The following is a 21,435-nucleotide window of genomic DNA, read 5'->3' as shown; positions in this document are numbered from 1 at the left end:
CCGGGAGGATCCGCCATGTCCGAGACCCAGACCGTCACCGACTTCCTCGCCGCCCTGGAGGCCCTGGACATCGACCGCGCGATGACGTTCGCGGCGCCGAACATGGTCTACCAGAACGTCCCGTTCCCGGCCGCGCGCGGCGCCCAGGCGGTGGAGAAGACGCTCCGGCTGATGGGCCGCTACGGCACCGGCTTCGAGGCCCGCGTCCACACCATCGCCGCGAACGGCCCCAAGGTCCTCACCGAGCGCACGGACGTCCTCGAGGCCGGCGCCTGGCGCGCCGAGTTCTGGGTGTGCGGCACCTTCGAGGTCCACGACGGCAAGATCACCCTCTGGCGCGACTACTTCGACCTCACCACGGTCCTGGCCGCGAGCGCCAAGGGCGCCGTGAAGGCCCTGCTGACTCCCCGCCCCAAGGCCAGGACGGCTCCCTGAACCGACCCGGTACCCAGGGCATGTTGAGTAGCCGTGCTCATGTGCCCCGGCTCCGGCGCGGCCAGACTCGTCGGCATGGACATGTACGCGTCGTGGGCGCCGCGGCCCCTCCGGCGGCCCCCGTCACTGACCGTCGCCCATGTGCTGCTGTCGGTCCAGGCGGTCGCGCTGGCCCTCATGTGGCTGGCGCCGAACGCCTTCGTCGCGCTGATGGTGCTCGCGGAAGGCGTCCCCGAGGACGAGAACGCGCAGTGGCTCTTCGTCCCGGTCATCTTCACGGCGCCGCTGCTGCTGTTCGCGGTGCCCGCCATCGTGCTCGCCCTGCGCTTCACCCGCGGCCGCGCCGGCCTCCACGCCGCCGTGCTGGTCTTCGAGGCGCTGATCCTGCTCGCGGTCGGCGTCCTCGGAACCTGGCTGGCCCTGGACAGCGTGGGCTTCTTCTTCACCCTCCCGGTGGTGGCGGTGATCCTTCCGGCGGTCTGCGTCCTTCCCACCCTCCTCACCCGCCAGGCTCGCGCCTACTTCACCCGCCCAAGCGAACGGGGAGGCCGCGGCCTCCCCGCCGGACCGGGAATCTGATCCGGTTCATCCCCTCGCCATCGCGTGGATCTCGGACAGCTCGGCGAGCTCGGCGAGCTCGGCGAACCCGGCCCCGATGCCGGCGATCAGGACGCCGAGGTCGGGGGTGACGTCGGGGTCGGCGGTGACGCCGAAGTGGAGCCTTCCCCGGTAGGAGAAGACGCCGACGGAGATCCCGGCGCCCGCCGCGATCGGCACGTAGGGGTAGAGGGCGGTGACCTCGCGGCCGAGGACGTACAGCCGGAACTGAGGTCCGGGCACGTTCGTGATGACCGTCTGGAACAGCGGCGTCATCGCGCTCATGACGGTCCGGGTGGCGAGCGGCATCGCCGCGGGCGCCGTCCCGGCGAGCTGGACGAGCGCGTCGACGCCGACCGACTGGCGGGTGCTCTTGTGGCCGTCCATCTGCTCGCGGAGCGAGGACAGCCGCCGGACGGGATCGGGTTCCCCGCACGGCAGGGTGACGAAGAGGGCGGAGACCCGGTTGCCGAGGTCGCCCTCGTCGTCCCCGCGCACCGAGACCGGCACCAGCGAGCGGACGAGCGTGTCGCCGCTCAGGTCGCCGCGCGCCGCCAGCAGGTCGCGGAACCCGCGCGCCACCGCCGCCAGGACGACGTCGTTCACGGTGCCGCCGAGGCCCGCGCGGACGGTCTTGACCTGGTCGAAGTCCACGTCCAGGGACGCCCAGCGCCGGTAGGGCCCGGTCGGGCCGGGCAGCGACTCCACGCCGTGGTGGGCGATGGTCGCGAGGGTGTGCGGGAGACCGCCGGCGAAGTCGCGGGCCTTGCGGAGCCCGTCGAGGCCGCGCGCGGGGGACGGCAGGCGCAGCAGCCGCCGCCCGAGACGGACGGCGCTCTGCCCGAGCCCGTCCAGCACGAGACCGGACGCGGTGGACGGCGGGCGGGCGGCGGTGGCGCCGCCCGGCTCGTGAACGGCCGCGGGCCGCGGTTCCAGGTCGAACAGCCGCGCGATGAGGTCGCTGCCCCCGGACCCGTCCACGACGCAGTGGTGGATCTTGGAGATGAGGGCCCAGCGGCCGTCCGCGAGGCCGTCCACCATCCACATCTCCCAGAGCGGGCGGTCGAGGTCCAGCCGGTAGGTCATGATGCGGCCGACCAGGTCGTTCAGCTCGTCCGGCCCGCCCGGCGCCGGAACCGTCAGGTGCCGGACGTGGTGCTCGATGCGGAATCCGGGGTCGTCCTCCCAGAGGGGCAGCCCCAGGTTCAGCGGCACCGTCCGCACCCGCTGCCGGTGCCGGGGGACCCGCGCCATCCGGGCCTCCACGGTGGCGGCCAGGTCGCGGAAGGCCGGCGCCGGCCCTTCCAGTACGGACACCGATGCGATGTGCAGGGGCGCCTTCTCGCTCTCCGCGAAGAACATCCCGGCGTCCAATGCGTTCATGTGCTCCACGGGCGCGTTCGCCATGGCCGCCGCCTCCCTGGCCGGCTCGCCGGCACCGTCCCGGTGCCTCTGGGTCTCAGCATGCGCCCGTACCGCGGGGGGATGCAGGGCCGAAGGTCCCTGCCGGGCGGGAACAAGGTGCATGTCAGCCCGTGCTGCTCACGGCGGCCACCGGGTCCTCGACCGCGGCCAGGTACGGGGCTCCGCGGCCGGGCACCTCGAGCGCGGCCGCGAGCTCGTGCAGCGCCGCCGTCAGCTCCGCGACCTGGTGCTCCAGCACCGCGACCCGGTGCTGCAGCGTCACGACGGTCGGGTGGGCGGCTCCGATGTAGATCTCCCTCGCCATCACGGGACTCCTTCCACTCGTCGCGCCGCCCGATGACGGACACGGTCCCGATTCCAGCGTCCGCCGGGAGGCCGGTGGTCTGTAGGGACGTTCGTCCCCTCCCCGGAGCCGTTCGCCCCTCAAGTGCGGGGACGGGCCTCCTCGGCGGCCCGTCCACGTGCCGCCTCGGCGGCCGCGCCCAGGTCGGCGCCGGTGATGACGGTGCGGCCGTCCCGGACGGCGCCGATGTGCGCCTCGTTGACCAGCCGCGCCAGATCGGCCCCGCAGAACCCGGGGGTGGCGCGGGCGACGGCTGGCAGGTCGGCCTCGGGCGCGAGGCGACGGCCGCGGGCGTGCGCGGCGAGGATGGCGGCGCGCTCGGCCTCGTCCGGCAGGGGCACGGTGACCTGCCGGTCGAAGCGGCCCGGCCGCAGCAGCGCGCCGTCGACCCCTTCCGGGCGGTCGGACGCGGCGAGGACGACGACGCCGCGGCGGTCGGCGTCCAGCTCGGCGAGGAGCCGCCGGAGCGCCGGCCCGTCGCCGCCGACGGCGTCGATCCCGTCGATGAACACGATCGCCGGCCCCTTCCCGCGGGCCCGGACGAACACCTCGTGCGCCCCGGCCGCGCCGAGCGACACCCCGCTGATCTGCAGGAACGGCGCACCGGCCTCACCGGCGGCGGCCCGCGCGAGCAGCGCCTTCCCGGTCCCGGCCGGCCCCACCATGAGCACGTCGCGGCGCCGCCGGACGGCCTCCCGGATCTCCCGCTTGACCCCCTCGTACCCGGCGACGTCCGTGAACCGGACGTCCGGCCGCTCGGCCTCGACCGTCCGGACGGGAAGGCGGAGGCACCCGATCATGCCGTGTCCCCTCTCGCGTGAGCCCATCGACGTGCGCTTTCACGCTGCCGCCCGTCGCGCGCGGGGGATAGGGGCCAAAGGCGGTCGTCGACGGGACCTTGGGGCACGAATCCAGATGGGTGCCGAGGTTCAGCTGCGAGGGGCGTACATGATGACGAGGACGCCGGCGAGGCAGATGAGGGCGCCGGTGACGTCCCACCGGTCGGGCTTGAAGCCGTCCAGGGCCATGCCCCAGGCGAGGGATCCGGCGACGAAGACGCCCCCGTAGGCGGCCAGTATGCGGCCGAAGTGGGCGTTCGGCTGCATCGTCGCCACGAAGCCGTACAGGCCGAGGGCGATGACGCCCGCGCCGACCCACCAGGCGCCCCTGTGTTCGCGGACGCCCTGCCAGACCAGCCAGGCCCCGCCGATCTCCGCGACGGCGGCGAGGGCGAACAGCAGCAAAGACCGGGCGATAGCCATGGACGGCACGGTATCGACCTTCGCCGCGGGCTCAGGCGCGGCCGCTCGGGCATCCGCGGCCGGCCGTCGTCCGGCCGCCGCAGGCCGCGCCGCACCGGCCGCTTCGGGACCTGCGGCGCGCCGCCGCGGCGAAGGCGAGGACCGCCGCGCCCGCCAGGGCGACGGCGACGACGGGCATGCCGTCCGCGAGGAAGGCCGCCGCGCCGCCGCTCAGGACGCCGGCGGCGATGAGCGGCGGAAGGGCGCAGCAGGCCACGCACGCGGCGGCGGCCAGGGCTCCGAGCCCGGTGCCGGTCCTGGACGGGGTCATCGGGCGTGCTCCTGGCCGCCGGGACGGGCGAGGTCGGCGAACGGAAGCGGGCAGCACGGCCGGTCGGCGCAGGTCATCAGGTCATCGCATCCGGCGTCGATCGCCTCCAGCAGGGTGGAGCGGATGATCTGCAGGTCGGCGATGAGCTCCTCGACCTCGACCAGCTTCATCCGGGCGCGCCCGCGCAGCCCGTGGTCGGGGCGGCCGTGCCGGTGCCCGGCCGCCTCCAGCAGGTCGGCGACCTCCTCCAGGGTGAACCCGAGCCGCTGCGCGGTCTTGATGACACGCAGCACGGTGACGGTCCGCTCGGGGTAGAGGCGATGCCCGCCGAGGCTCCGTTCCGGTTCGGTGATCAGGCCCCGCCGCTCGTAGTAGCGCAGGGTCTGCCGGTTCACTCCGGCCGCCTCGGCGACCTGCCCGGACCGCAACCCCTCATGGCCGCTCACGGCGTCCGCCCCTGGACGGCGGGCTCCGGCGGCGCGTTCCTCTCCGCGAGCCGCTGCATGCCGTCCAGCGTCGGGCCGGCCTCCTCAGGGGCGGTCACCTCCACCACCAGGCCGGTTCCCGTCCGCTGATAGGCGAACGACAGGAACGCGCAGCACTGCTCCTCCCGGGCGAACAGGTCGCGGATCACGCTCTCCCGTTCGGCGTCGGCCGCGAACAGCAGCCGCAACCGGGACGGCTCGCGCTCCACCCCGGTCAGCCCCGCTGCGAACAGCGACGCGAACTCCGTCAGCCGCCGGGCCATGGAGAGCGGCGACAGCGTGCACATGATCGGCACCTCGGACTCGGGCATCCCGGCTCCTCGTCGGCCACCCGGATGGCGGCCACGACCCGACGGTAAGCCTGTACCCGGGTACAGGATGCAACCGCTACGCGATCCAGCCGACACCGACCGGACGATGCGGGCGCTGCACCGCCCACGCGCTGCGGCACGTGAGGCGGCCGGGCGCGTGGGCAGTGGTCGAGCGGCCTCGGGTCGAGGCCGCTCGCGGCGGTCAGCAGCAGGCCGACGCGGCTGCGGTCTCGGCGTCGTCGGAGGTGGCCTTGTCGGTGGTTCCGGTGGCGCAGCAGGCCGAGTCGGCGGCCTTGGCGAGGGTGTCGGCGTCGCCCTTCACGACGTAGACCTCCCAGGGCTCGTTTCCGGGGCCGTGCACCCATACCTTGTCCTGGAGCGCGTAGCAGCAGGAGGTGTCGTTCTCCTCGACGGTGGCCAGGCCGGCGGCGGTGAGCCGCTCGGTGGCGGCGGTGACCTGGGCGCCGTCCTCGACCTCGACGCCCAGGTGGTCCAGGCGCGTGGGCTCGTCGCCGGTGCCCTCGATGAGGACGAGCTTGAGCGGCGGCTCGGTGATGGCGAAGTTGGCGTAGCCGGGGCGGCGCTTGGCCGGCTCGGCGCCGAACAGCTTGGAGTAGAAGGCGATGGAGCCTTCCAGGTCGGACACGCGCAGAGCGAGCTGGACACGGGACATGACGGTTCCTCCTCGGTGGTGCGGGCCCGGTCGAGGTGGACGGTGAGTGATGTCGAACACCGCACGGACCCTGCTTCGATGAGAATCGAATCAAGCTGACGAGTCGAGTTTGCCTCCATCAATAGATGGATGTCAAATTAGATGGATGTCGAATCCACAGGAGTTGGAGGACGTCACCGCGCAGGCGTGCTGTGCGCCGCTGAGCGGCCCGGTGCTGGGCGAGCGGGAGGCGGCGGAGCTGGCCGGGGTGTTCAAGGCGCTGTCGGACCCGGTGCGGCTGCGGCTGCTGAACCTGATCGCCTCGCACGAGGGCGGGGAGACGTGCGTGTGCGAGCTGACCGGCCGGTTCGAGGTGTCGGCGCCGACCGTCTCGCACCACCTGAAGGTGCTGCGCCGGGCCGGGCTGATCGACGGGGAGCGGCGCGGTACCTGGGTGTACTACCGCGTCGTCCGCGAGCGGCTGACCCGGCTGTCGGGCCTGTTCGCGCTGCCCGCCTCCCCCCGGCCGGAAGCGCGGTCGCCTTCGAGCAGGTGAGCGAGGACGTGGCGGGCGTCGGCGCCGACGCCGCGCAGGGTGGCCGAGGCGAACGAGCGCTGCCATTCCAGCCCGACATAGCCCAGGCCGGGGTGGGTGGTGGACACGCCGCCGCGATGCGCCGGCCGCCCCTCGGCGTCCAGCGCGCCGAGCGCGGCCAGATAGTCGACGCCGGGCCGGTAGCCGGTGGCCAGCAGGACCACGTCGACCCGCTCGCCGGTCCCGTCGGGCCATGCGACGCGGTCGCCGTCGAGGCGTGTGAACATCGGGCGGCGGTCGGGGTTGCCGGCGGCGATCCGGCCCCGGTAGGTGCCGGTGTCCATGACGGGGGTGCCCTTGCCGCCGGCCAGCAGCGGCCGTGCCCAGGAGGCGGTGTCCAGTCCGGTGCGCTGCAGCCACAGATGCGCGTCCCGTCCGAGGATCCGCTGCGGCATGAACCGCAGCGGATACCGGGTGGCCGGCGTGACCCGCGCCCCCGCGACGGCGGCGAGCTCGATGGCGATCTGCACTGCGGAGTTCCCGCCTCCGACGATGACCACGCGCATGCCCGCGAAACCCTCCGGGCGCCGGTAGTCGGCCGAGTGCAGCACCGTGCCGCCGAACTCGTCCAGGCCCGGCAGCGACGGCCGGTGCGGGCGGCGGTCCGGCTCGGGGCCGGGGTTCGGGAGTTCCTCAAGGCGCTGGCCAGCGAGCAGCGCCAGCAGATGCTCGAGCTTTTCGCCGGCGGAACCGACCTCACCGTCGGCGCGGTCGCAGAGCGCCTGGGGGTCGGCCAGTCCAGCGCCTCGCAGCAACTGGCGCTGCTGCGCCGCGGCGGGCTGGTGACCTCCCGCAGGGCCGGTAAACAGGTCTACTACCGCATCGACGCCGCCGCCGTCGACCGCTCCCTCACCGAGCTTCGGGGCTACCGCGCGCCTGCTGCCCCCCCTGAGCCGCCCTGATCCGTCCTCGGCTCTGGCGGCCGGGCTGCCCGGCCGCCGGGTCAGGCCGGCGTCGCCGTCAGCTCGGCGATCAGGTTCTCGACCCGCCTGCGGATCTCGTCGCGGATCGGCCGGACGGCGTCCACGCCCTGCCCGGCGGGGTCGTCCAGGGTCCAGTCCAGATAGCGCTTGCCGGGGAAGACCGGGCAGGTGTCGCCGCAGCCCATGGTGATCACCACGTCGGAGGCGCGGACGGCGTCGACCGTCAGGATCTTGGGCGTCTCGGCGGAGACGTCGATGCCCTCCTCGGTCATCGCCTCGACGACGGCGGGGTTCACGGCGTCGGCGGGCGCCGAGCCGGCCGAGCGCACCTCGACGGCGTCGCCCGCCAGGTGGGCGAGGTAGGCGGCGGCCATCTGGGAGCGTCCGGCGTTGTGGACGCACACGAACAGCACGCTGGGCGTGCCAGGGGTCGGCTCGGTCAACGCGAGGGTTCCTTTCCGGTGGCGCCCTGCGGTCGTGCGGGCGGTCGACCTGCGGACATGCGGCTGCTAATGTATCAGCCCATGGTGATATCAGTCGAGAATGATGTGTTGCGGGTGCTCGGCGACCCGCTGCGCGCCCGCATCGTCGAGCTGCTGGCCGCCGAGGCGCTGTGCGTGTGCCACCTCATCGAGGAGACCGGTGCCCGGCAGACCAACATCTCCAACCACCTGCGCGTGCTGCGCCAGGCCGGGCTGGTGGACACCGAGCCCTGCGGCCGCTTCATCTACTACCGGCTGAACCCCGAGCCCCTGCGGGCCGCCTCCGCGCGCCTCGCCGGACTCGCCGCCGCGGCCGGGAGCGCCCGCGCCCAGACCCGGAAGAGGCCCTGCCCGTGACGACCTCCCGTCCCGCCGATCACCCGGCCCAGCGGCCCGCGGGTCCGGGCCCCGGGGACGATCCAAGCGCCCACCTGATCGGCAGGCTGTCCACCCTGGACCGCTTCCTGCCGATGTGGATCATCGCCGCGATGGCGCTCGGGCTGCTCGCCGGCCGCGCCGTCGACGGCCTGGACGACGCGCTGTCCAAGGTCGAGATCGGCGGCGTCTCGCTGCCGATCGGCCTCGGGCTGCTGGTGATGATGTACCCGGTGCTGGCCAAGGTCCGCTACGACCGGCTCGACGCCGTCACCGGCGACCGCCGGCTGATGGTCTCCTCGCTGGTGCTGAACTGGCTGGTCGGCCCGGCGGTGATGTTCGCGCTGGCCTGGATCTTCCTGGCCGACCTGCCCGAGTACCGCACCGGCCTGATCATCGTCGGGCTGGCCCGCTGCATCGCCATGGTCATCATCTGGAACGACCTGGCCTGCGGCGACCGGGAGGCCGCCGCCGTCCTGGTCGCGCTCAACTCGCTCTTCCAGGTCGTCGCGTTCGGCGCCCTCGGCTGGTTCTACCTGCAGGTGCTGCCCGGCCGGCTCGGCCTGGACACCGACGGCCTGCGCTTCTCCACCGGCGAGATCGTCCTCAACGTGCTGGTGTTCCTCGGCGTCCCCCTGCTGGCGGGCTACCTCACCCGCCGCACCGGCGAGAGGGCCCGCGGCCGCGACTGGTACGAGACCCGCTTCCTGCCCCGCATCGGGCCGTTCGCGCTGTACGGGCTGCTGTTCACCATCGTGATCCTGTTCGCGCTGCAGGGCGACACCATCACCAACCGGCCGGTGGACGTCGCGCGCATCGCCGTCCCGCTGCTGGTGTACTTCGCGCTGATGTGGGGCGGCTCCTACGCCCTCGGCCGCGCCATCGGCCTGCCCTACGACCGCACCGCCACTCTGGCCTTCACCGCCGCCGGCAACAACTTCGAGCTGGCCATCGCCGTCGCCGTCGGCACGTTCGGCGTCACCTCCGGCCAGGCCCTGGCCGGTGTGGTCGGCCCGCTCATCGAGGTGCCCGTCCTCGTGGGACTGGTGTACGTGTCGCTATGGCTGCGCCGCCGGATGGCGGCGACCGGGCGACCCGGCTGAACCCGGGGCACCCACCACCCGCTCAGTTCGTCGACTTGACCGGGAGATGAGGGCCGAGATAGCCGACGTAGATCTTGCCCGTGCCCTTGACGTCGTCGGCGTAGTGCATCCGGGGCGCGCTCATCCCCCCGCCGCCGCCCAGCCGCACGTGCGCCCCCATGAAGACCTTGCCGGACGCGTCCACCGCCTCCGGGACGGGAAGCAGGCGGGCGCGGCGCATCTTCCTGTCGTTCTTCACGGTCTCCGACTCGTCCGGCGCGACCTTTCCCGCGCTGATCGCGTGCGCTCCCGTCGGGGGGTTCTTGCACCACGCCGGGAAGCCGCCGGCGAAGGAGCCGGCGGCACTCGCCTCCGCGTAGTCGTTCATGGCGCGCATGGCCTGCCACGCGGTCTGCGCCCAGGACGACGCGCTGGGCCGCTCGTCCAGCTCCAGGGGATGGTCGAGGTCACCGGTGAAGACGACGCGGGGGAGCTCCTTCTCCAGCCGGTCGAGGGCCTCGGCGAAGGTCGCCGGAAGGCGCGTCCGCTCGTCGGCCGGTGCGTGGGCGTCGGCCGCGCGACCCGCCCGCACGAGCAGCCGCCGCAGCGTCTTCACTTGGTCCCTGAGGAACTCCGCGCGCTGGTTGACCGCGTCGAACTCCGCGGAGAGCGCGATCAGCTCGTCGTTGCGCCGGGCGAGCTTCTCCTCCGTCTTCTCCGCCTCGGCGACGAGCTCCAAGGCCGCCTCCAGGTTCTCCCGGAGCTTCTCGACGTCCTCGGGACGCGCCTCGGACTCCGGCGCCCGGGACGGCGGGGAGCCGAGCCCGAGCGACGCGTCCGAGAGCAGCGCCCGGCTCAGCCCGGCCAGCGGACGCGGCAGCAGCGCCTCCGAGCTGAGCCGGTAGGGGAGACCCGCCAGCAGGACCCGGGTGCGGTTCTGGCCGTCCTCGATCCACTTCGATGACAGCACGCGGTGGCGCAGGGAGTCGTCCGCACTGGCCGGGTCGGCATCGGGCAGGTACGTCCGGACACCGCCGCCCCACACCCCGTGGGTGTCGCCGATCTCCCGGTTGAACTGCTCCGTCGCGTGCGGATCCAGCAGGTAGAGACCGGCCAGGCCGGCGGTGAAGCGGGTCGCGTGCTCGACGGTGCCGCGCCACGTCTCGAAGTCCCGATGGGGGTGTGCGCTCGCCACGATGACGGGCATCCGGCGTTCGGGGTCGCACACCACGTGGATCAGTGCGTCGATGTCCGGCGGCCGCACCAGGATCGGCTTCTCGCGCAGCAGCGTCAGCGAGTCGCGGGCGTCCAGGACGTCCAGCAGGCCCCGCACCAGCTGCGGCACCCCCGGACGCTTCGGCTTCGGGGGAACGTCCTCGTCCGGCTCGCCGGCCGGCGGCGCGAGCAGCTCGATGTCGAGCCAGAACCAGCTGCGGACTCCGTCACGGGACCTTCCCGGACCGTGCACCGTGAGCGTCGACACCCACGTGCCCTCCGCGCGGGGCTCGCGGAGCTGCCACCGCTTCGTCTGCGCCCCGTCCGGTGTGTTCCGCGCCAGGACCAGCATGAGCTGACCGTCCGGCCCCACCCGCGCGGCCCCCCGGTCGAACGCCTCCTGATCCAGGTGCTTGTGCCCGAGCCAGCTCCGGATCTGCTGCTCCGCCACGGAGAACGCCTCGTCCGCCGGCAGGCCGGTGTGAAAGACGGACCGGTAGCGCCCTGCGGCCATGTCCCCAATCCCTCCTCGGCTCGCCCCGCGTACGGCGAACGGGACGCGAGAGCAGCTGCGGCGATGCACGAACGCGACGTCTCGTCCATACTGCCGGTCCACGCCCCGCCGCCGGAAGCGATCGAGGAATTCGCACACGCCGGCTTCCCGCGGCGCAGAGGACATCTACTGAACTCGCCGCCCGGTCGCCCGATGGCCAGTTCTCCGTCTTCGCGACCACCCCCCGAGACGCCCCACTCGCAGCCGCCCAGAACGTTCCGATCGATACGCGAACCGGTACCACTCGTGATCGGACGTGGCCCACCTCCCCGGGCTTCCCGCGCCGATCCCTCGCTGGACCTGTCCCAGCCCTCACAAACTCTGCTCATTCAGATCGCCTACCTGGCGCAAAGGATCGCGTCCCTCCCGCCATTGACGAGGCTCGTGCGTGTCGTGGCCGCTGGGGCGGCATGGGGGCGGACGGTAGCGTTGGGCGCGTCGAGTGGAGGGGATGGGCGTCGTGGAGCTTTCCGGGACCGGTGTGTGGAGTCAGCAGCTGCGGTACGGCGACCGCGCCGAGGCGGCGGACGCGGCTGCCGAACTGGAGGAGCTCGGGTACACCGCCCTGTGGGTCCCGGATGTCGGCGGCCCGCTCTTCGACGCGGTCGGCGATCTGCTCGCGGCGACCCGGCGCGCGGTCGTGGCGACCGGCATCCTCAATCTCTGGATGCACGAGCCGGAGGACGCCGCCGCGGCCCACGCGGCGCTGACCGCCGAGCACGGCGACCGCTTCCTGATGGGCATCGGCGTCAGCCACGCTCCGCTGGTGGACGCCCAGGAGGCCGGGCGGTACCGCAGGCCGCTGGCCGCGATGGCGGCCTTCCTCGACGGCCTCGACGGGGCGCGGCCGCCGGTGCCCGCCGGGTCGCGCGTCCTGGCCGCGCTCGGCCCGAAGATGCAGGCGACCGCGAAGGCGCGGAGCCGCGGCGTCCACCCGTACCTCGTGCCGCCGGAGCACACGCGGCGCACCCGCGAGTCGCTGGGGGAGGGTCCGCTCGTGCTCCCCGAGCAGACGGTGATCCTGTGCTCGACGCGGGACGAGGCGCGCGCGATCGGGACCGACTGGCTCCGCGGCTACCTGTCGCTGCCCAACTACGCCAACAACCTTCTGCGCTCGGGCTTCTCGTCCGAGGACGTGGAATCGGTGAGCGACCGCCTGTTCGACGCCCTGATCGCCTGGGGCGACGAGGACGCGATCAGGCGCCGCGTGGACGACCACCGCGACGCCGGCGCCGACCACGTCTGCGTCCAGGTCCTCACGCCCGATGAGAGGGCCTTTCCGCGTGATCAGTGGCGCCGCCTCGCCGCCGCGCTGACCGCGTAGCGCGGGCGGCCTCGGCCACCCCGTGATCATGTAGGTGCGCCACGTCCGCGTCCGCGCGACGGGTCGCGGTACCGGCCGTCCATACGAGACGGCACGCGGCGCCATGGGACGGGGAGCTGATGGGGGTGGTTTTGTGACTGTTCGCCCCAGTTTCGGCTGACGGTCGAAAGGCGTGCCGTGCATGGTGGGATTCCGGCATGCCGCCTTCCCGGGATCGGTCCGCCGTCCGGTCTTGTGGCGGTAAGGGAAACGCGCAGCGCATTCGCGTAAGCGGAGAGATGGCGACAGCGAGCCCTTCATTCGGGCATTTCACCGCGTTTCCGTCGATAGCTACGACATATCGGTCTGTGTCGCTCGCGATCGACTGTGCGTCCTTTGTCCATTTCGTGTTGTCGGGGGCTCCGGAGCCCGTGCGGGACCGGTCGCCCCGTCGGTGCGGATGAGCGAAGAAAAGCGCGCTTGACGTGCGGTGTTCCATGTCGCGTGACGGGTTATTCGAAGTCAAGATCCAAGTTGCGTCAAGGTCGATGTAGGTCCTGATGTGGCCAGGCCGAGGTCGAAAGACCACTGGATCCGGCCCGAGAAGCATGGTTACAGTGTGGCTGCTCGAGGTGAGCCGAACGGATTGAACGATCTCGTTCTTTCCACAGGTGATTCATCGACGAAGGCGAGTGGCGGAGTCATTTATGGTGGATTTCAAATTCAGCGTCTTCACGGCCGTGACCGCGGCGGACGCTGGAGAGGCCACTCTGGTCGACATCCTCATGCGTGCCGTGCCGGCCGCTCCCGGACGGTGGCGGATCGGACGTTCCGGGATCTGGTGCTCGGCCGTCCCCGAGGACGCTCCGCGCCGCCCCCAGGGCTGGAAGCTGCACGTTTCGGCCACGCCGGCCTCCGCGGAGGAGGTCCTCGGGCGGGCGCTGCGGGTGCTGCTGGAATCCGGTTCGGCCTTCAAGTTCGCCGCGAGCGTCGACTTCGTCGCGGCGCTGAACGCGCGCAACACCTCGCGCGGCCATTCGGGAAAGTTCATCACGGTGTACCCCGAGAGCGACGCGGAGGCCGTGCGGCTCGCGCGCGAACTCCATGAGGTGACCGAAGGGCTGGCGGGGCCGCGCGTCCTGTCCGATCGGCCCTATGCGCCGGGAAGCCTGGTGCATTATCGCTACGGGGCTTTCGTCGAAGAACGGCGGCTGACCAATGACGGGTTCTATGCGTGGACCATCCTCGACCCGGACGGGAAGCCGGTGGAGGATCGCCGCGCCGGAAGGTACACCCCTCCCTCCTGGGTGACATGTCCCTTCCCCGATAACGGCACGAACGGCACCCGGCGGACAGGCGATACCGGTGAGATAGTGCTCGGCGGGCGCTTCGCGGTCCGCGAGGCGATCCGTCATTCCAATAAGGGCGGCGTCTATCGCGCGGTGGACCGCCGTACCGGGGAACCGGTCGTGATCAAGGAGGCGCGCCCGCATGTCGCCGCGGATATGGAGGGGCGCGACACCCGCGACCGGCTCCGGGCGGAGGCCGGGGCCCTTGAACGCCTGGGCGGCCGCGGCCTGGCGCCGCGCCTCGTCGAACTGTTCCCGCAGGGGGGCCATTTGTTCCTCGCGCAGGAAATGGTCCAGGGCGGTCCGCTGCGGGAATGGACCGCCGAGCGTATCGTCGAGGCCGGCTGGGGCGACCATCTCGGGGTCGCGACGGAGATGGCGCGGCGCCTCGTCGATCTGATGGCCGACGCGCACGCCGCCGGGCTCCTCATCCGCGACTTCAATCCGAACAACATCATGGTCCGCCCCGACGGCGCCCCCGTCCTCATCGACCTCGAACTCGCGGTGGCCGATGGCGAGGACGGCCCGCTGCGGGCCGGGACCCCCGCGTTCGGGGCGCCCGAGCAGCTCGGGGGCGCGCCGCCGCACGCCTCGGCCGACCACTACAGCCTCGGCGCGACGCTCTGCTACGTCTTCACCGGCAGCCCGCCCTACCTGCTCGACGAGTACCCCGAGAGCAGGACCCTGACGGAACGACTCGAAGAGTGGCTCACGGCCCGGACCCAGGGCATGGAGTTCCCCGAGCACCTGCGGGCGCTGCTCCTCGGGCTGATGGCGGACGATCCCGAGCGCCGTTGGACGGCGGCCAGGGCCCGCGAGGTGCTCGCGCAGGGAGGCCCGCGCGGCGGGCGCGGCCCGGTCGACGCCGAGACGCCGCGCCTGCGCGAGACGGTCGAGAAGGCCATCGCGGGGATCACCGACGAGCTGCTCGCCTCCATGGACCCGGACGCGTCCCACGCGCTGTGGCCGGTGTCGTGCGTCCACGGCGCGCCCGATCCGTGCACCCTGCAGCAGGGCGCCGCCGGCTGCCTGGGCGCCCTGGTCCGATGTTCCCGTCTCACCGGCGATCCGCGCCTGCCGGAGGCGATCGCCGTGGCGTCCCGGTGGATCCGCGCGCGGATGGCGGACGGGACGAGCCGTCCGCCCGGCCTGTACTTCGGCACGGCCGGCGTGGCGTGGGTGCTGCTGGACGCGGGGCTGGAGACCGGCGACGACCGCCTGGTCGAGGACGCCGTCGCGGTGGCCGAGACGCTGCCGCCCGCGGTGGCCAGCCCCGATGTGACCCACGGGACGGCCGGTCTCGGCCTGACCGCCCTGCATCTGTGGGCCCGCACCGGACTGGCGCGGTTCGCCGAGCGCGCGAACGCCGCCGCCGACGCGCTGCTCGGGACGGTCGAGGAGAGCGCCGGCGGGCTCGTCTGGAGCACTCCCGCCGACGTCGACTCCAAGCTGGCGGGCCGTTCGTACTACGGGTTCGCGCACGGCATCGCGGGCGTCGGCCACTTCCTGCTCGCCTGCGCCGAGGCCACCGGGCGCGACGACTGCCGGACGCTGGCGATCCGCGTCGGCGAGGAACTGCTGGACGCGGCGGTCATCGAGCGGGGCACCGCCATGTGGGGGGCCGGGGCCGGTGACGCGCCGACCGCCCCGTACTGGTGCCACGGGGCGTCGGGCATCGGGGGCTTCCTGGTGCGGCTCGGCGCGGCCACCGGCGACGTGCGCTTTCTCGAGACCGCCGACCTCGCCGCCCAGGCCGTGACGGCACACGCCTGGCGCGCGGTGCTGGGGCAGTGCCACGGGCTGTCGGGCAACGGCGACTTCCTGCTCGACATGGCCGAGCTGACCGGGGACGACCGGCACCGGGCTGCGGCATGGCGGCTCGGCCGGACGGTCCTCGCCTCGCGCGCGCACCGCGACGGACGCCTCGTCCTCCCCGACGAACAGGGCGAGGTCTCGGTGACCTGGGGCGACGGGCTCAGCGGAGTGCTCGGCTTCCTGCTGCGGCTGCGGTACGGGTCGCCGCGCCTCTGGACGCTCGAGGCCGCCGCTCCGGCGACCACCGGGGGAGGCGCCTCATGACCGCCGTTCCCGCCCTTCCGGCCATTCCGTCCCGCTTCGGGTTCGCGTTCTCGGACGACGGCCGCTGGGCCACCTGCCTGAGCACCGTCCAGGACCGCGTGACGCTGGAGCGGTGGGCCCTCACCGGCGACGCACCGTCCGGCCGGGCCGTCGACACGGGCGGCGAGCCCGTCGACCGGTTCAGCCGCCCGGTTCCGCTGGACGACGGCCGCGTCCTGGTGGCGCGTCCCGCGGTCGGCGCCGACGGGACGCCCGCCGGCCACTGGACGGTGGTCGCGGTGCGCCCCGGCGGCGGCGCCTCCCGGTCGTGGCGGATCACGCCGATGCTCGCCGGGTACCCCCTGGCCGGCCCGGGATCCCCGCAGACCCTGGTCCTCGTGGCGGTGGAGGACGAGCGGCACTCCCGCATCTGGCTCCTGCCGGACGCCGCGGCGCAGCCGGAACCGGTGCTGCGGATCCCCGGCGTGCTGACGGGCGGCGTCTGGCTGGACGGCGGGCGCACGCTGGCGCTCGACCACTCCGGCGCCGGGCACCGGACGGACGGGATCGCCGTCGACCTCCACGAGCGCGCATGGCGCCGGATCTGGACGGTCTCCAGCACGACGACCGACCGCATCGCCGTCCGCGACCGGCGTTCGGGGACCCTTGCCGTGACGACCAGCGGCCGCGGCGGAGCCCCCGCGATCGGGCTGTGGTCGCCCGGAGGCGGCCGCGTGCGGTTCCCCGAGGCCCTCAACCGGGCCGGCCGCGCCCGCACCCCCCTGGCGTTCGACGGCCGCGGACGCCTGCTGGTCTGCGAGGACGCCGGCGCCGCGTCCCGCCTCCTCGTGCACACGGCGGCGGACGACAGCGTCGAGCCGCTCCCCGCGCCGCCCGGCGTCCTGTCGCCGCCCGCGTCCTGGACCGGCGGGCGGATCCACCTGCGCTTCTCGGCGCCGCACCGGCCGCCGACGCTGGCGACGGCGCACCACAGCGGCTGGTCGTTCGCCCGCCGGCCGTCCGACGCCGAGGCGGGCTGGGCCGCCGCCGACCTGATCGAGCTGCCGGGCCCGGACGGGCCCATCGAGGCGATCGTCTACGGCGGCCCGCGCTGGCACGAGAGCGACCGGGTGGTCCTCGCGCTGCACGGCGGCCCGCTGTCGGCGTGGCGGCTGGAGTTCGACCCGCTCTTCCAGCATCTCGCCGCCGCGGGCATCGCCGTCGTCGCCCCCAACTACCGGGGCAGCACCGGCTACGGCGACCGTTATCTGCGCGCGGTCGTCGGCGCGTGGGGCGGCCCCGACCTCGAGGACGTCGTCCATCTGGGCCGCGGCATCACCGAACGCCGCCGCGGCGTCGCCACCGGAGCGCCGCACCCGATCCTGCTCGGCGTCAGCTACGGCGCGTGGCTCGCGCTGCTGGCGGCCTGCCGCGCACCGGACCGGTGGACGGCGTGCGCGGCGCTGGCCCCGTTCACCTCCGCCGCGAGCCTGTACCGGGACGCGACCGCCCCCGTGCGGGACCGGGTGGCGCGGCTGCACCGGCTCGACGGCGACCGGCTCGACGGCGACGGAGGGGCCGCGCCGCGCGACGTCCTGGACCTGTGCGGTGCGCTCACCGCGCCGCTGCTCGTGGCGCACGGCATCCGCGACGAGGTCGTCCCCGTCCGGCAGTCACGGGCGCTGCGCCGGCGCCTCCTTGAACTCGGCAGGACCGAAGGGCCCGACTTCGAGTACCTCGAAGTCGACGGCGACCACACCGAGGTCGTCCAGGCATGGCCCGCGGTCCTCCGGACGGCTGTGGTCCGCTTCTGCCTCGATGCGGGGCGGACCTTGGCATCGACCAGGAGAGGAGGTGGAACAAATGATGGACATCTTCGAGGGTGACCTCGTGGCGGAGCTGCAGGACCTGCCCGAGACCGACCCGATCGAGATCGACGGCATCCAGCTCGGCGGCACGTGCGCGTGCGCCGGTCTGCTGACGCTGCTCAACACCGTGTGCGTCGGCATCTCCTGTGCGTGACGCCGATCACCGGACACGGTCCGGAGATGACGTGTGACCCCGGCCCGTAGACACCGGTCACGGATCGGCCGGCTGACCCGGCCGATCCGTGACCGGACCCACTTCTCACTGTAGTCAATGCCCGCCGGGAGGGAAGGGAGCCGACCCGAGTGGTCCGGACCGAGCCTCCCGGAGGCGCCGGTGCCCCGCCCGTCCCGGGGGCGCCCCCCGATCCCGTCGAGCTGCGCGCCGCCGGCCGGCGGCTGCTGCGAGCGGCGGCCCGCCGCACCCGCGCGTGGATGGGCCTGCTGGTGCTGTGCACGCTGCTGCGCGTCCTCGCGACGCTGGCGACACCGGTCATGCTCGGCCGCGCGGTCGACGCGGTCCACACCGGTGACCCGACGGGCTCCGCCCTGACCGGGCTGGCGCTCGTCCTCGCCGTCGCCGCCGTCGCCGACACCGGGGAGGACCTCGCGGGCGCCTACTGCGGCAGCCGCATCACCGCGTGGCTGCGGCACCGCCTGGTCGGCAGGGTCCTCGAACTCGGGGTGCCCGGCCGGCGCCGCTTCCCCCCCGGAGACGTCCTCGCCCGGCTCACCGAGAGCGCGAGCGGCCCCGCCGCGTTCCCCGTCCAGCTGGTCTCGGTGGCGGCGACGCTGGCGACGACCGCGGGCGCCGTGGTCGCGCTGGGCCTCATCGACTGGACGCTCGCGCTGGCCTTCGCGTTCGGGGTGCCGCCCGCCGTCGTGGTGCTGCGCGTCTTCGTCGCGCGCGCGGGCGAGCCGTTCGCGGACTACCAGCGCCACCAGGCGGCGATCACGACCCGGCTGCTGGACGCCCACCAGGGGATACGGACGATCCGCGCCGGCGGCACGGCGGCGCGCGAGGCCGCCCGGATCCTGCGGCCGCTCCCGGCGCTGCGCGACGCCGGGCACCGCACCTGGGCCGTGCAGGGAAGGGTGAGCTGGCGGCTGGCGCTGCTGGCGCCGCTGCTGCAGATCCTGATCGTCGCCGTCGCCGGGCTGCGGCTCGGCGAGGGCGCCATCACCCCCGGCCAGCTCGTGGCCGCGGTGTCCTACACCGCCATGGCGGTCGGCGCCGCCGCGCTCTTCGACACCTTCGTCGCGCTGCTGAACTGCGAGGTCGGCGCCGGACGGGTCCAGGAGGTGCTCGACACCGCCCCGGCCGTCGCGCCGGCGCCGCGCCCCGTCGCGCTCGCCGACGGCCCCGGACGGCTCGGCTTTCGGAACGTGACCGTCCGGATCGGCGACCGGACGGTCCTCGACCGGCTCGACCTGACGGTCCCGGCCGGGCTCGGCGTCGCCGTCGTCGGCGCGTCCGGGACGGGCAAGAGCGTGCTCGTGTCGCTGGTCGGGCGGCTCATCGACCCGCAGGAGGGCCGTGTCGAGCTCGACGGCGTCCCGGTCGCCGCCGTCGCGCCGCCCGAGCTGCGCCGCGCCGTCGCCTACGCCTTCGAGCGGCCGGCCCTGCTCGGCGCGACGGTCCACGACCTGATCGCCTACGGCCGGCCCGAGGCCACCCGCGCCGATGTGCGCCGCGCCGCCGAGACGGCCGCCGCCGACGAGTTCGTCCGGGCCCTGCCGGACGGGTACGACACCCCGCTCGACCGGGCGCCGCTGTCGGGCGGCGAGCTGCAGCGCCTCGGGCTCGCGCGGGCGGCGCTGGCCGACGCCCGCGTCCTCGTCCTCGACGACGCCACGAGCAGCCTCGACACCGCGACGGAGCTGAAGGTGACGCGGGCGCTCCAGCGGCTGCTGGCCCGGCGCACCAGCCTGGTGGTGGCGCGGCGTCCCGCCACCGCGGCGCGCGCCGACCTGGTCGCCTGGCTGGACGGCGGGCGGATCCGCGCGCTCGCCCCCCACGCCGAACTCTGGTCCGACCCGCGGTACCGGGCCGTGTTCGCCGCCGCCCCCGGACCGGGCGCATGAAGGCGCCGCCCGGGGCCCGGCTGCTGCGCCGGCACCTGAGCGGGCGGGGGCCGGCGCTGCGCCGGCTCGCCGCCTGGTCCGTCCTGGAGAGCGTGCCGGTGTTCGCCGCCGGCCTCCTGCTGGCCAGGGCCCTCGACGACGGATTCCTTGCCGGGCGCCCCGGCGCGGGCCTGGCCTGGCTCGCGGCCCTGGGGCTGCTGTACCTGTGCGGCGCCGAGGCGACCAGGCGCGTCTATCCCCGGCTGGCCGCGATCGTCGAGCCGCTCCGCGACTCCCTGGTCACCGACGTCGTCACCGCCTCCCTGCTGCGGGCGGAGGGTCCGGCGGGCGCGGGCGTATCGCAGGTCACCGAGCAGGCCGAGGCCGTCCGGGCGCTGCTCGGCACCGCGCTGCGCAACGTCCGGCAGCTGCTCGCGGCCGGCGTCGCCGCCCTGCTCGGGCTCGCGGTGCTGTCCGCGCCGCTCGCGCTGGCCGTCACGGTGTCGGTCGCGCTCGCCCTGGGCGTGTTCGCCGCGTTCCTCGGCGTCCAGGTCCGCCGGTATCGGGCCGTGGTCCGGCACGCCGAACGGATCGGGGAGTCCGGCGCCGCCGTCGTGGAGGGCCTGCGGGACGTCGTCGCGTGCGCCGCCGAGGACCGCGCGGCCCGCACGGTCGGCGCGTCCATCGACGCGCAGGCCGAGGCGCTGCGGGCGTTCGCCCGGTCCCGCCTGGTGCGGCTCCCGGTGCTGGCGCTCGGCGTGCACCTGCCGCTCCTCGCGCTGCTGGCGCTGGCGCCCGCCCTGATCGTCGGCGGACGGCTCACGACCGGGGAGGTGGCCGGCGCGGCCGGCTACCTCATCACCGGTCTGCAGCCCGGGATCATCCTGCTGGTCGACGCGGGAGGCACCCTGCTGCTCAGCCTCGCCGTGATCCTCGGCCGGCTCGCCGAGATCTCCGCGGGCCCCGCCCCGACGGCCCGCGCCCTGCCCGCGGCCGTCCCCGCCTCGTCCGACATCGAGCTCGACCGCGTCACGTTCGCGTACTCGCCGCGGGCCGCCCCCGTGCTCACCGACCTGAGCCTGCACATCCCCGAGGGCACCCACCTCGCCGTCGTCGGCCCGAGCGGCACGGGCAAGTCGACCCTCGCGAACGTCCTCACCGGCCTCGTCCGTCCGCAGCGGGGCACGGTCACCCTCGGCAAGGTGCCGCTGCCCGACCTGGACCCGGCACGGCTCAGGGACGCCGTGACGCTCATCCCGCAGGAGAGCTACGTCTTCGCCGGCACCGTGCGGGAGAACCTCGCCTACCTGCGTCCGCGCGCCACGACGGCGCAGCTCGACGAGGCCGCCGAGGCGGTGGGCCTGGACGGGACGCTGCGGCGGCTCGGCGGCTACGAGGCCGACATCCCGCCCGGCGGCGGATCGCTGTCCCACGGGGAGCGCCAGCTCATCACCCTCGCCCGCGCCTACCTGTCTCCCGCGCCGGTCGTCGTCCTCGACGAGGCGACCTGCCATCTGGATCCGGCCGCCGAGGCCCGCGCGGAGGAGGCCATGGCGGCCCGCGGCGGGACGCTCATCGTCATCGCGCACCGGATCAGCTCCGCGCAACGGGCCCACCAGGTGCTGCTGCTGGACGCCTCGGGGGCGATCGCCGGAACGCACCACGCGCTGCTGGACCTCAGCCCGCTGTACGCCGAGCTGGTCGGCCACTGGCGGTCGTGAGCCCGGCCGAGCGTTCGGATCCGCCGAGCC

Annotated in this window: 23 protein-coding genes; 12 read left to right on the top strand and 11 right to left on the bottom strand. The window is 74.1% G+C overall.

The window, feature by feature from the left end; all coding sequences use genetic code 11:
• The first annotated feature begins 15 nt into the window (after positions 1-15).
• Together IE99_RS0119270 and IE99_RS0119265 are read left to right on the top strand one after the other, a co-directional pair.
• A complete protein-coding gene (locus tag IE99_RS0119270; protein ID WP_030172418.1) occupies positions 16-435 on the top strand; it encodes a limonene-1,2-epoxide hydrolase family protein in 420 nt (139 codons plus the stop codon).
• A gap of 75 nt (positions 436-510) precedes the next feature.
• Positions 511-1,014 carry a hypothetical protein gene (locus IE99_RS0119265; RefSeq protein WP_157610383.1) on the top strand — a complete coding sequence of 168 codons (504 nt, stop codon included), beginning with the start codon at positions 511-513 and terminating at the stop codon, positions 1,012-1,014.
• 6 nt (positions 1,015-1,020) lie between these two features.
• On the opposite strand, the gene IE99_RS0119260 is transcribed toward IE99_RS0119265, so the two are convergent.
• The 8 genes from IE99_RS0119260 to IE99_RS0119225 all read right to left on the bottom strand — a co-directional run bounded on the left by IE99_RS0119260 (position 1,021) and on the right by IE99_RS0119225 (position 5,841).
• A complete protein-coding gene (locus tag IE99_RS0119260) occupies positions 1,021-2,439 on the bottom strand; it encodes a WS/DGAT/MGAT family O-acyltransferase (protein WP_211258859.1) in 1,419 nt (472 codons plus the stop codon).
• Positions 2,440-2,560: 121 nt separating this feature from the next.
• Positions 2,561-2,761 (bottom strand): hypothetical protein, encoded by a 201-nt coding sequence (locus IE99_RS0119255; protein ID WP_030172410.1) that lies wholly within the window; start codon positions 2,759-2,761, stop codon positions 2,561-2,563.
• 119 nt (positions 2,762-2,880) lie between these two features.
• On the bottom strand, positions 2,881-3,600 hold the full coding sequence (locus tag IE99_RS29420; protein WP_037559700.1) for an AAA family ATPase: 720 nt from the start codon (positions 3,598-3,600) through the stop codon (positions 2,881-2,883).
• Between the two features lie 129 nt (positions 3,601-3,729).
• On the bottom strand, positions 3,730-4,062 hold the full coding sequence (locus tag IE99_RS0119245; protein WP_030172406.1) for a YnfA family protein: 333 nt from the start codon (positions 4,060-4,062) through the stop codon (positions 3,730-3,732).
• 31 nt (positions 4,063-4,093) lie between these two features.
• Complete coding sequence (locus IE99_RS0119240; protein ID WP_030172403.1) at positions 4,094-4,372, bottom strand: hypothetical protein; 279 nt, start codon at positions 4,370-4,372, stop codon at positions 4,094-4,096.
• Entirely contained in the window at positions 4,369-4,818 is a 450-nt protein-coding gene (locus IE99_RS0119235) for a MerR family transcriptional regulator (protein ID WP_030172400.1), read from the bottom strand. Before IE99_RS0119235 ends, IE99_RS0119240 begins: the two co-directional genes overlap by 4 nt.
• A complete protein-coding gene (locus IE99_RS29415) occupies positions 4,815-5,168 on the bottom strand; it encodes a hypothetical protein (protein WP_051712765.1) in 354 nt (117 codons plus the stop codon). The genes IE99_RS0119235 and IE99_RS29415 overlap by 4 nt, the downstream gene beginning before the upstream one ends.
• 202 nt (positions 5,169-5,370) lie before the next feature.
• Positions 5,371-5,841: an ArsI/CadI family heavy metal resistance metalloenzyme gene (locus IE99_RS0119225; protein ID WP_030172392.1), complete on the bottom strand. Its 471-nt coding sequence runs from the start codon at positions 5,839-5,841 to the stop codon at positions 5,371-5,373.
• Between the two features lie 145 nt (positions 5,842-5,986).
• Here IE99_RS0119225 and IE99_RS0119220 point away from each other — a divergent pair, with 145 nt between their 5' ends.
• Positions 5,987-6,376, top strand: coding sequence for an ArsR/SmtB family transcription factor (locus IE99_RS0119220; protein ID WP_030172389.1), 390 nt, complete (start codon positions 5,987-5,989; stop codon positions 6,374-6,376).
• Here the strand turns inward: IE99_RS0119220 and IE99_RS31985 are convergent.
• A complete protein-coding gene (locus IE99_RS31985; RefSeq protein ID WP_245623264.1) occupies positions 6,280-7,170 on the bottom strand; it encodes an NAD(P)-binding domain-containing protein in 891 nt (296 codons plus the stop codon). The two genes, IE99_RS0119220 and IE99_RS31985, sit on opposite strands and share 97 nt — an antisense overlap.
• Between IE99_RS31985 and IE99_RS31980 the strand changes: the two genes are divergently transcribed.
• Positions 7,081-7,317 (top strand): ArsR/SmtB family transcription factor, encoded by a 237-nt coding sequence (locus IE99_RS31980; protein WP_051712810.1) that lies wholly within the window; start codon positions 7,081-7,083, stop codon positions 7,315-7,317. The two genes, IE99_RS31985 and IE99_RS31980, sit on opposite strands and share 90 nt — an antisense overlap.
• 41 nt (positions 7,318-7,358) lie before the next feature.
• On the opposite strand, the gene IE99_RS0119205 is transcribed toward IE99_RS31980, so the two are convergent.
• The gene (locus IE99_RS0119205) at positions 7,359-7,781 is read right to left on the bottom strand and encodes an arsenate reductase ArsC (RefSeq protein ID WP_030172381.1); all 423 of its coding nucleotides are present in this window, start codon (positions 7,779-7,781) and stop codon (positions 7,359-7,361) included.
• A 108-nt stretch (positions 7,782-7,889) separates the two neighbouring features.
• Between IE99_RS0119205 and IE99_RS0119200 the strand changes: the two genes are divergently transcribed.
• Positions 7,890-8,177: an ArsR/SmtB family transcription factor gene (locus IE99_RS0119200; protein WP_245623263.1), complete on the top strand. Its 288-nt coding sequence runs from the start codon at positions 7,890-7,892 to the stop codon at positions 8,175-8,177.
• A gap of 74 nt (positions 8,178-8,251) precedes the next feature.
• Complete coding sequence (gene arsB / locus IE99_RS0119195; RefSeq protein WP_037559750.1) at positions 8,252-9,298, top strand: ACR3 family arsenite efflux transporter; 1,047 nt, start codon at positions 8,252-8,254, stop codon at positions 9,296-9,298.
• 22 nt (positions 9,299-9,320) lie between these two features.
• On the opposite strand, the gene IE99_RS0119190 is transcribed toward arsB, so the two are convergent.
• A complete protein-coding gene (locus IE99_RS0119190) occupies positions 9,321-11,006 on the bottom strand; it encodes a hypothetical protein (protein ID WP_030172372.1) in 1,686 nt (561 codons plus the stop codon).
• 499 nt (positions 11,007-11,505) lie between these two features.
• Between IE99_RS0119190 and IE99_RS0119185 the strand changes: the two genes are divergently transcribed.
• The 6 genes from IE99_RS0119185 to IE99_RS0119160 all read left to right on the top strand — a co-directional run bounded on the left by IE99_RS0119185 (position 11,506) and on the right by IE99_RS0119160 (position 21,405).
• The gene (locus tag IE99_RS0119185) at positions 11,506-12,369 is read left to right on the top strand and encodes an LLM class F420-dependent oxidoreductase (RefSeq protein WP_030172369.1); all 864 of its coding nucleotides are present in this window, start codon (positions 11,506-11,508) and stop codon (positions 12,367-12,369) included.
• A 686-nt stretch (positions 12,370-13,055) separates the two neighbouring features.
• Positions 13,056-15,776 (top strand): class IV lanthionine synthetase LanL, encoded by a 2,721-nt coding sequence (gene lanL / locus IE99_RS0119180; RefSeq protein WP_084219637.1) that lies wholly within the window; start codon positions 13,056-13,058, stop codon positions 15,774-15,776.
• Positions 15,773-17,641: an alpha/beta hydrolase family protein gene (locus tag IE99_RS0119175; RefSeq protein ID WP_051712761.1), complete on the top strand. Its 1,869-nt coding sequence runs from the start codon at positions 15,773-15,775 to the stop codon at positions 17,639-17,641. Before lanL ends, IE99_RS0119175 begins: the two co-directional genes overlap by 4 nt.
• Complete coding sequence (locus IE99_RS31975; protein WP_169744452.1) at positions 17,619-17,777, top strand: VenA family class IV lanthipeptide; 159 nt, start codon at positions 17,619-17,621, stop codon at positions 17,775-17,777. The genes IE99_RS0119175 and IE99_RS31975 overlap by 23 nt, the downstream gene beginning before the upstream one ends.
• 149 nt (positions 17,778-17,926) lie before the next feature.
• Positions 17,927-19,705: an ABC transporter ATP-binding protein gene (locus tag IE99_RS0119165; protein WP_051712760.1), complete on the top strand. Its 1,779-nt coding sequence runs from the start codon at positions 17,927-17,929 to the stop codon at positions 19,703-19,705.
• Positions 19,702-21,405 carry an ATP-binding cassette domain-containing protein gene (locus tag IE99_RS0119160; protein ID WP_030172357.1) on the top strand — a complete coding sequence of 568 codons (1,704 nt, stop codon included), beginning with the start codon at positions 19,702-19,704 and terminating at the stop codon, positions 21,403-21,405. The genes IE99_RS0119165 and IE99_RS0119160 overlap by 4 nt, the downstream gene beginning before the upstream one ends.
• The last annotated feature ends 30 nt before the right edge of the window (positions 21,406-21,435 follow it).

This window comes from Spirillospora albida (genome assembly GCF_000718255.1).
Taxonomy (GTDB): domain Bacteria; phylum Actinomycetota; class Actinomycetes; order Streptosporangiales; family Streptosporangiaceae; genus Spirillospora; species Spirillospora albida.
This window is presented reverse-complemented; position numbering and strand designations above follow the sequence as displayed.

Bases quoted from the DNA above. Each gene is read 5' to 3' on its own strand.
- IE99_RS31975 (WP_169744452.1), top strand. From the start codon at position 17,619: ATGATGGACATCTTCGAGGGTGACCTCGTGGCGGAGCTGCAGGACCTG.
- IE99_RS29420 (WP_037559700.1), bottom strand. From the start codon at position 3,600: ATGATCGGGTGCCTCCGCCTTCCCGTCCGGACGGTCGAGGCCGAGCGG.
- IE99_RS29415 (WP_051712765.1), bottom strand. From the start codon at position 5,168: ATGCCCGAGTCCGAGGTGCCGATCATGTGCACGCTGTCGCCGCTCTCC.
- IE99_RS0119225 (WP_030172392.1), bottom strand. From the start codon at position 5,841: ATGTCCCGTGTCCAGCTCGCTCTGCGCGTGTCCGACCTGGAAGGCTCC.
- IE99_RS0119175 (WP_051712761.1), top strand. From the start codon at position 15,773: ATGACCGCCGTTCCCGCCCTTCCGGCCATTCCGTCCCGCTTCGGGTTC.
- IE99_RS0119245 (WP_030172406.1), bottom strand. From the start codon at position 4,062: ATGGCTATCGCCCGGTCTTTGCTGCTGTTCGCCCTCGCCGCCGTCGCG.
- IE99_RS31980 (WP_051712810.1), top strand. From the start codon at position 7,081: ATGCTCGAGCTTTTCGCCGGCGGAACCGACCTCACCGTCGGCGCGGTC.
- IE99_RS0119160 (WP_030172357.1), top strand. From the start codon at position 19,702: ATGAAGGCGCCGCCCGGGGCCCGGCTGCTGCGCCGGCACCTGAGCGGG.
- IE99_RS0119240 (WP_030172403.1), bottom strand. From the start codon at position 4,372: ATGACCCCGTCCAGGACCGGCACCGGGCTCGGAGCCCTGGCCGCCGCC.
- IE99_RS0119255 (WP_030172410.1), bottom strand. From the start codon at position 2,761: ATGGCGAGGGAGATCTACATCGGAGCCGCCCACCCGACCGTCGTGACG.
- IE99_RS0119265 (WP_157610383.1), top strand. From the start codon at position 511: ATGGACATGTACGCGTCGTGGGCGCCGCGGCCCCTCCGGCGGCCCCCG.
- IE99_RS0119190 (WP_030172372.1), bottom strand. From the start codon at position 11,006: ATGGCCGCAGGGCGCTACCGGTCCGTCTTTCACACCGGCCTGCCGGCG.
- IE99_RS0119260 (WP_211258859.1), bottom strand. From the start codon at position 2,439: ATGGCGAACGCGCCCGTGGAGCACATGAACGCATTGGACGCCGGGATG.
- IE99_RS0119270 (WP_030172418.1), top strand. From the start codon at position 16: ATGTCCGAGACCCAGACCGTCACCGACTTCCTCGCCGCCCTGGAGGCC.
- IE99_RS0119220 (WP_030172389.1), top strand. From the start codon at position 5,987: ATGTCGAATCCACAGGAGTTGGAGGACGTCACCGCGCAGGCGTGCTGT.
- lanL (WP_084219637.1), top strand. From the start codon at position 13,056: ATGGTGGATTTCAAATTCAGCGTCTTCACGGCCGTGACCGCGGCGGAC.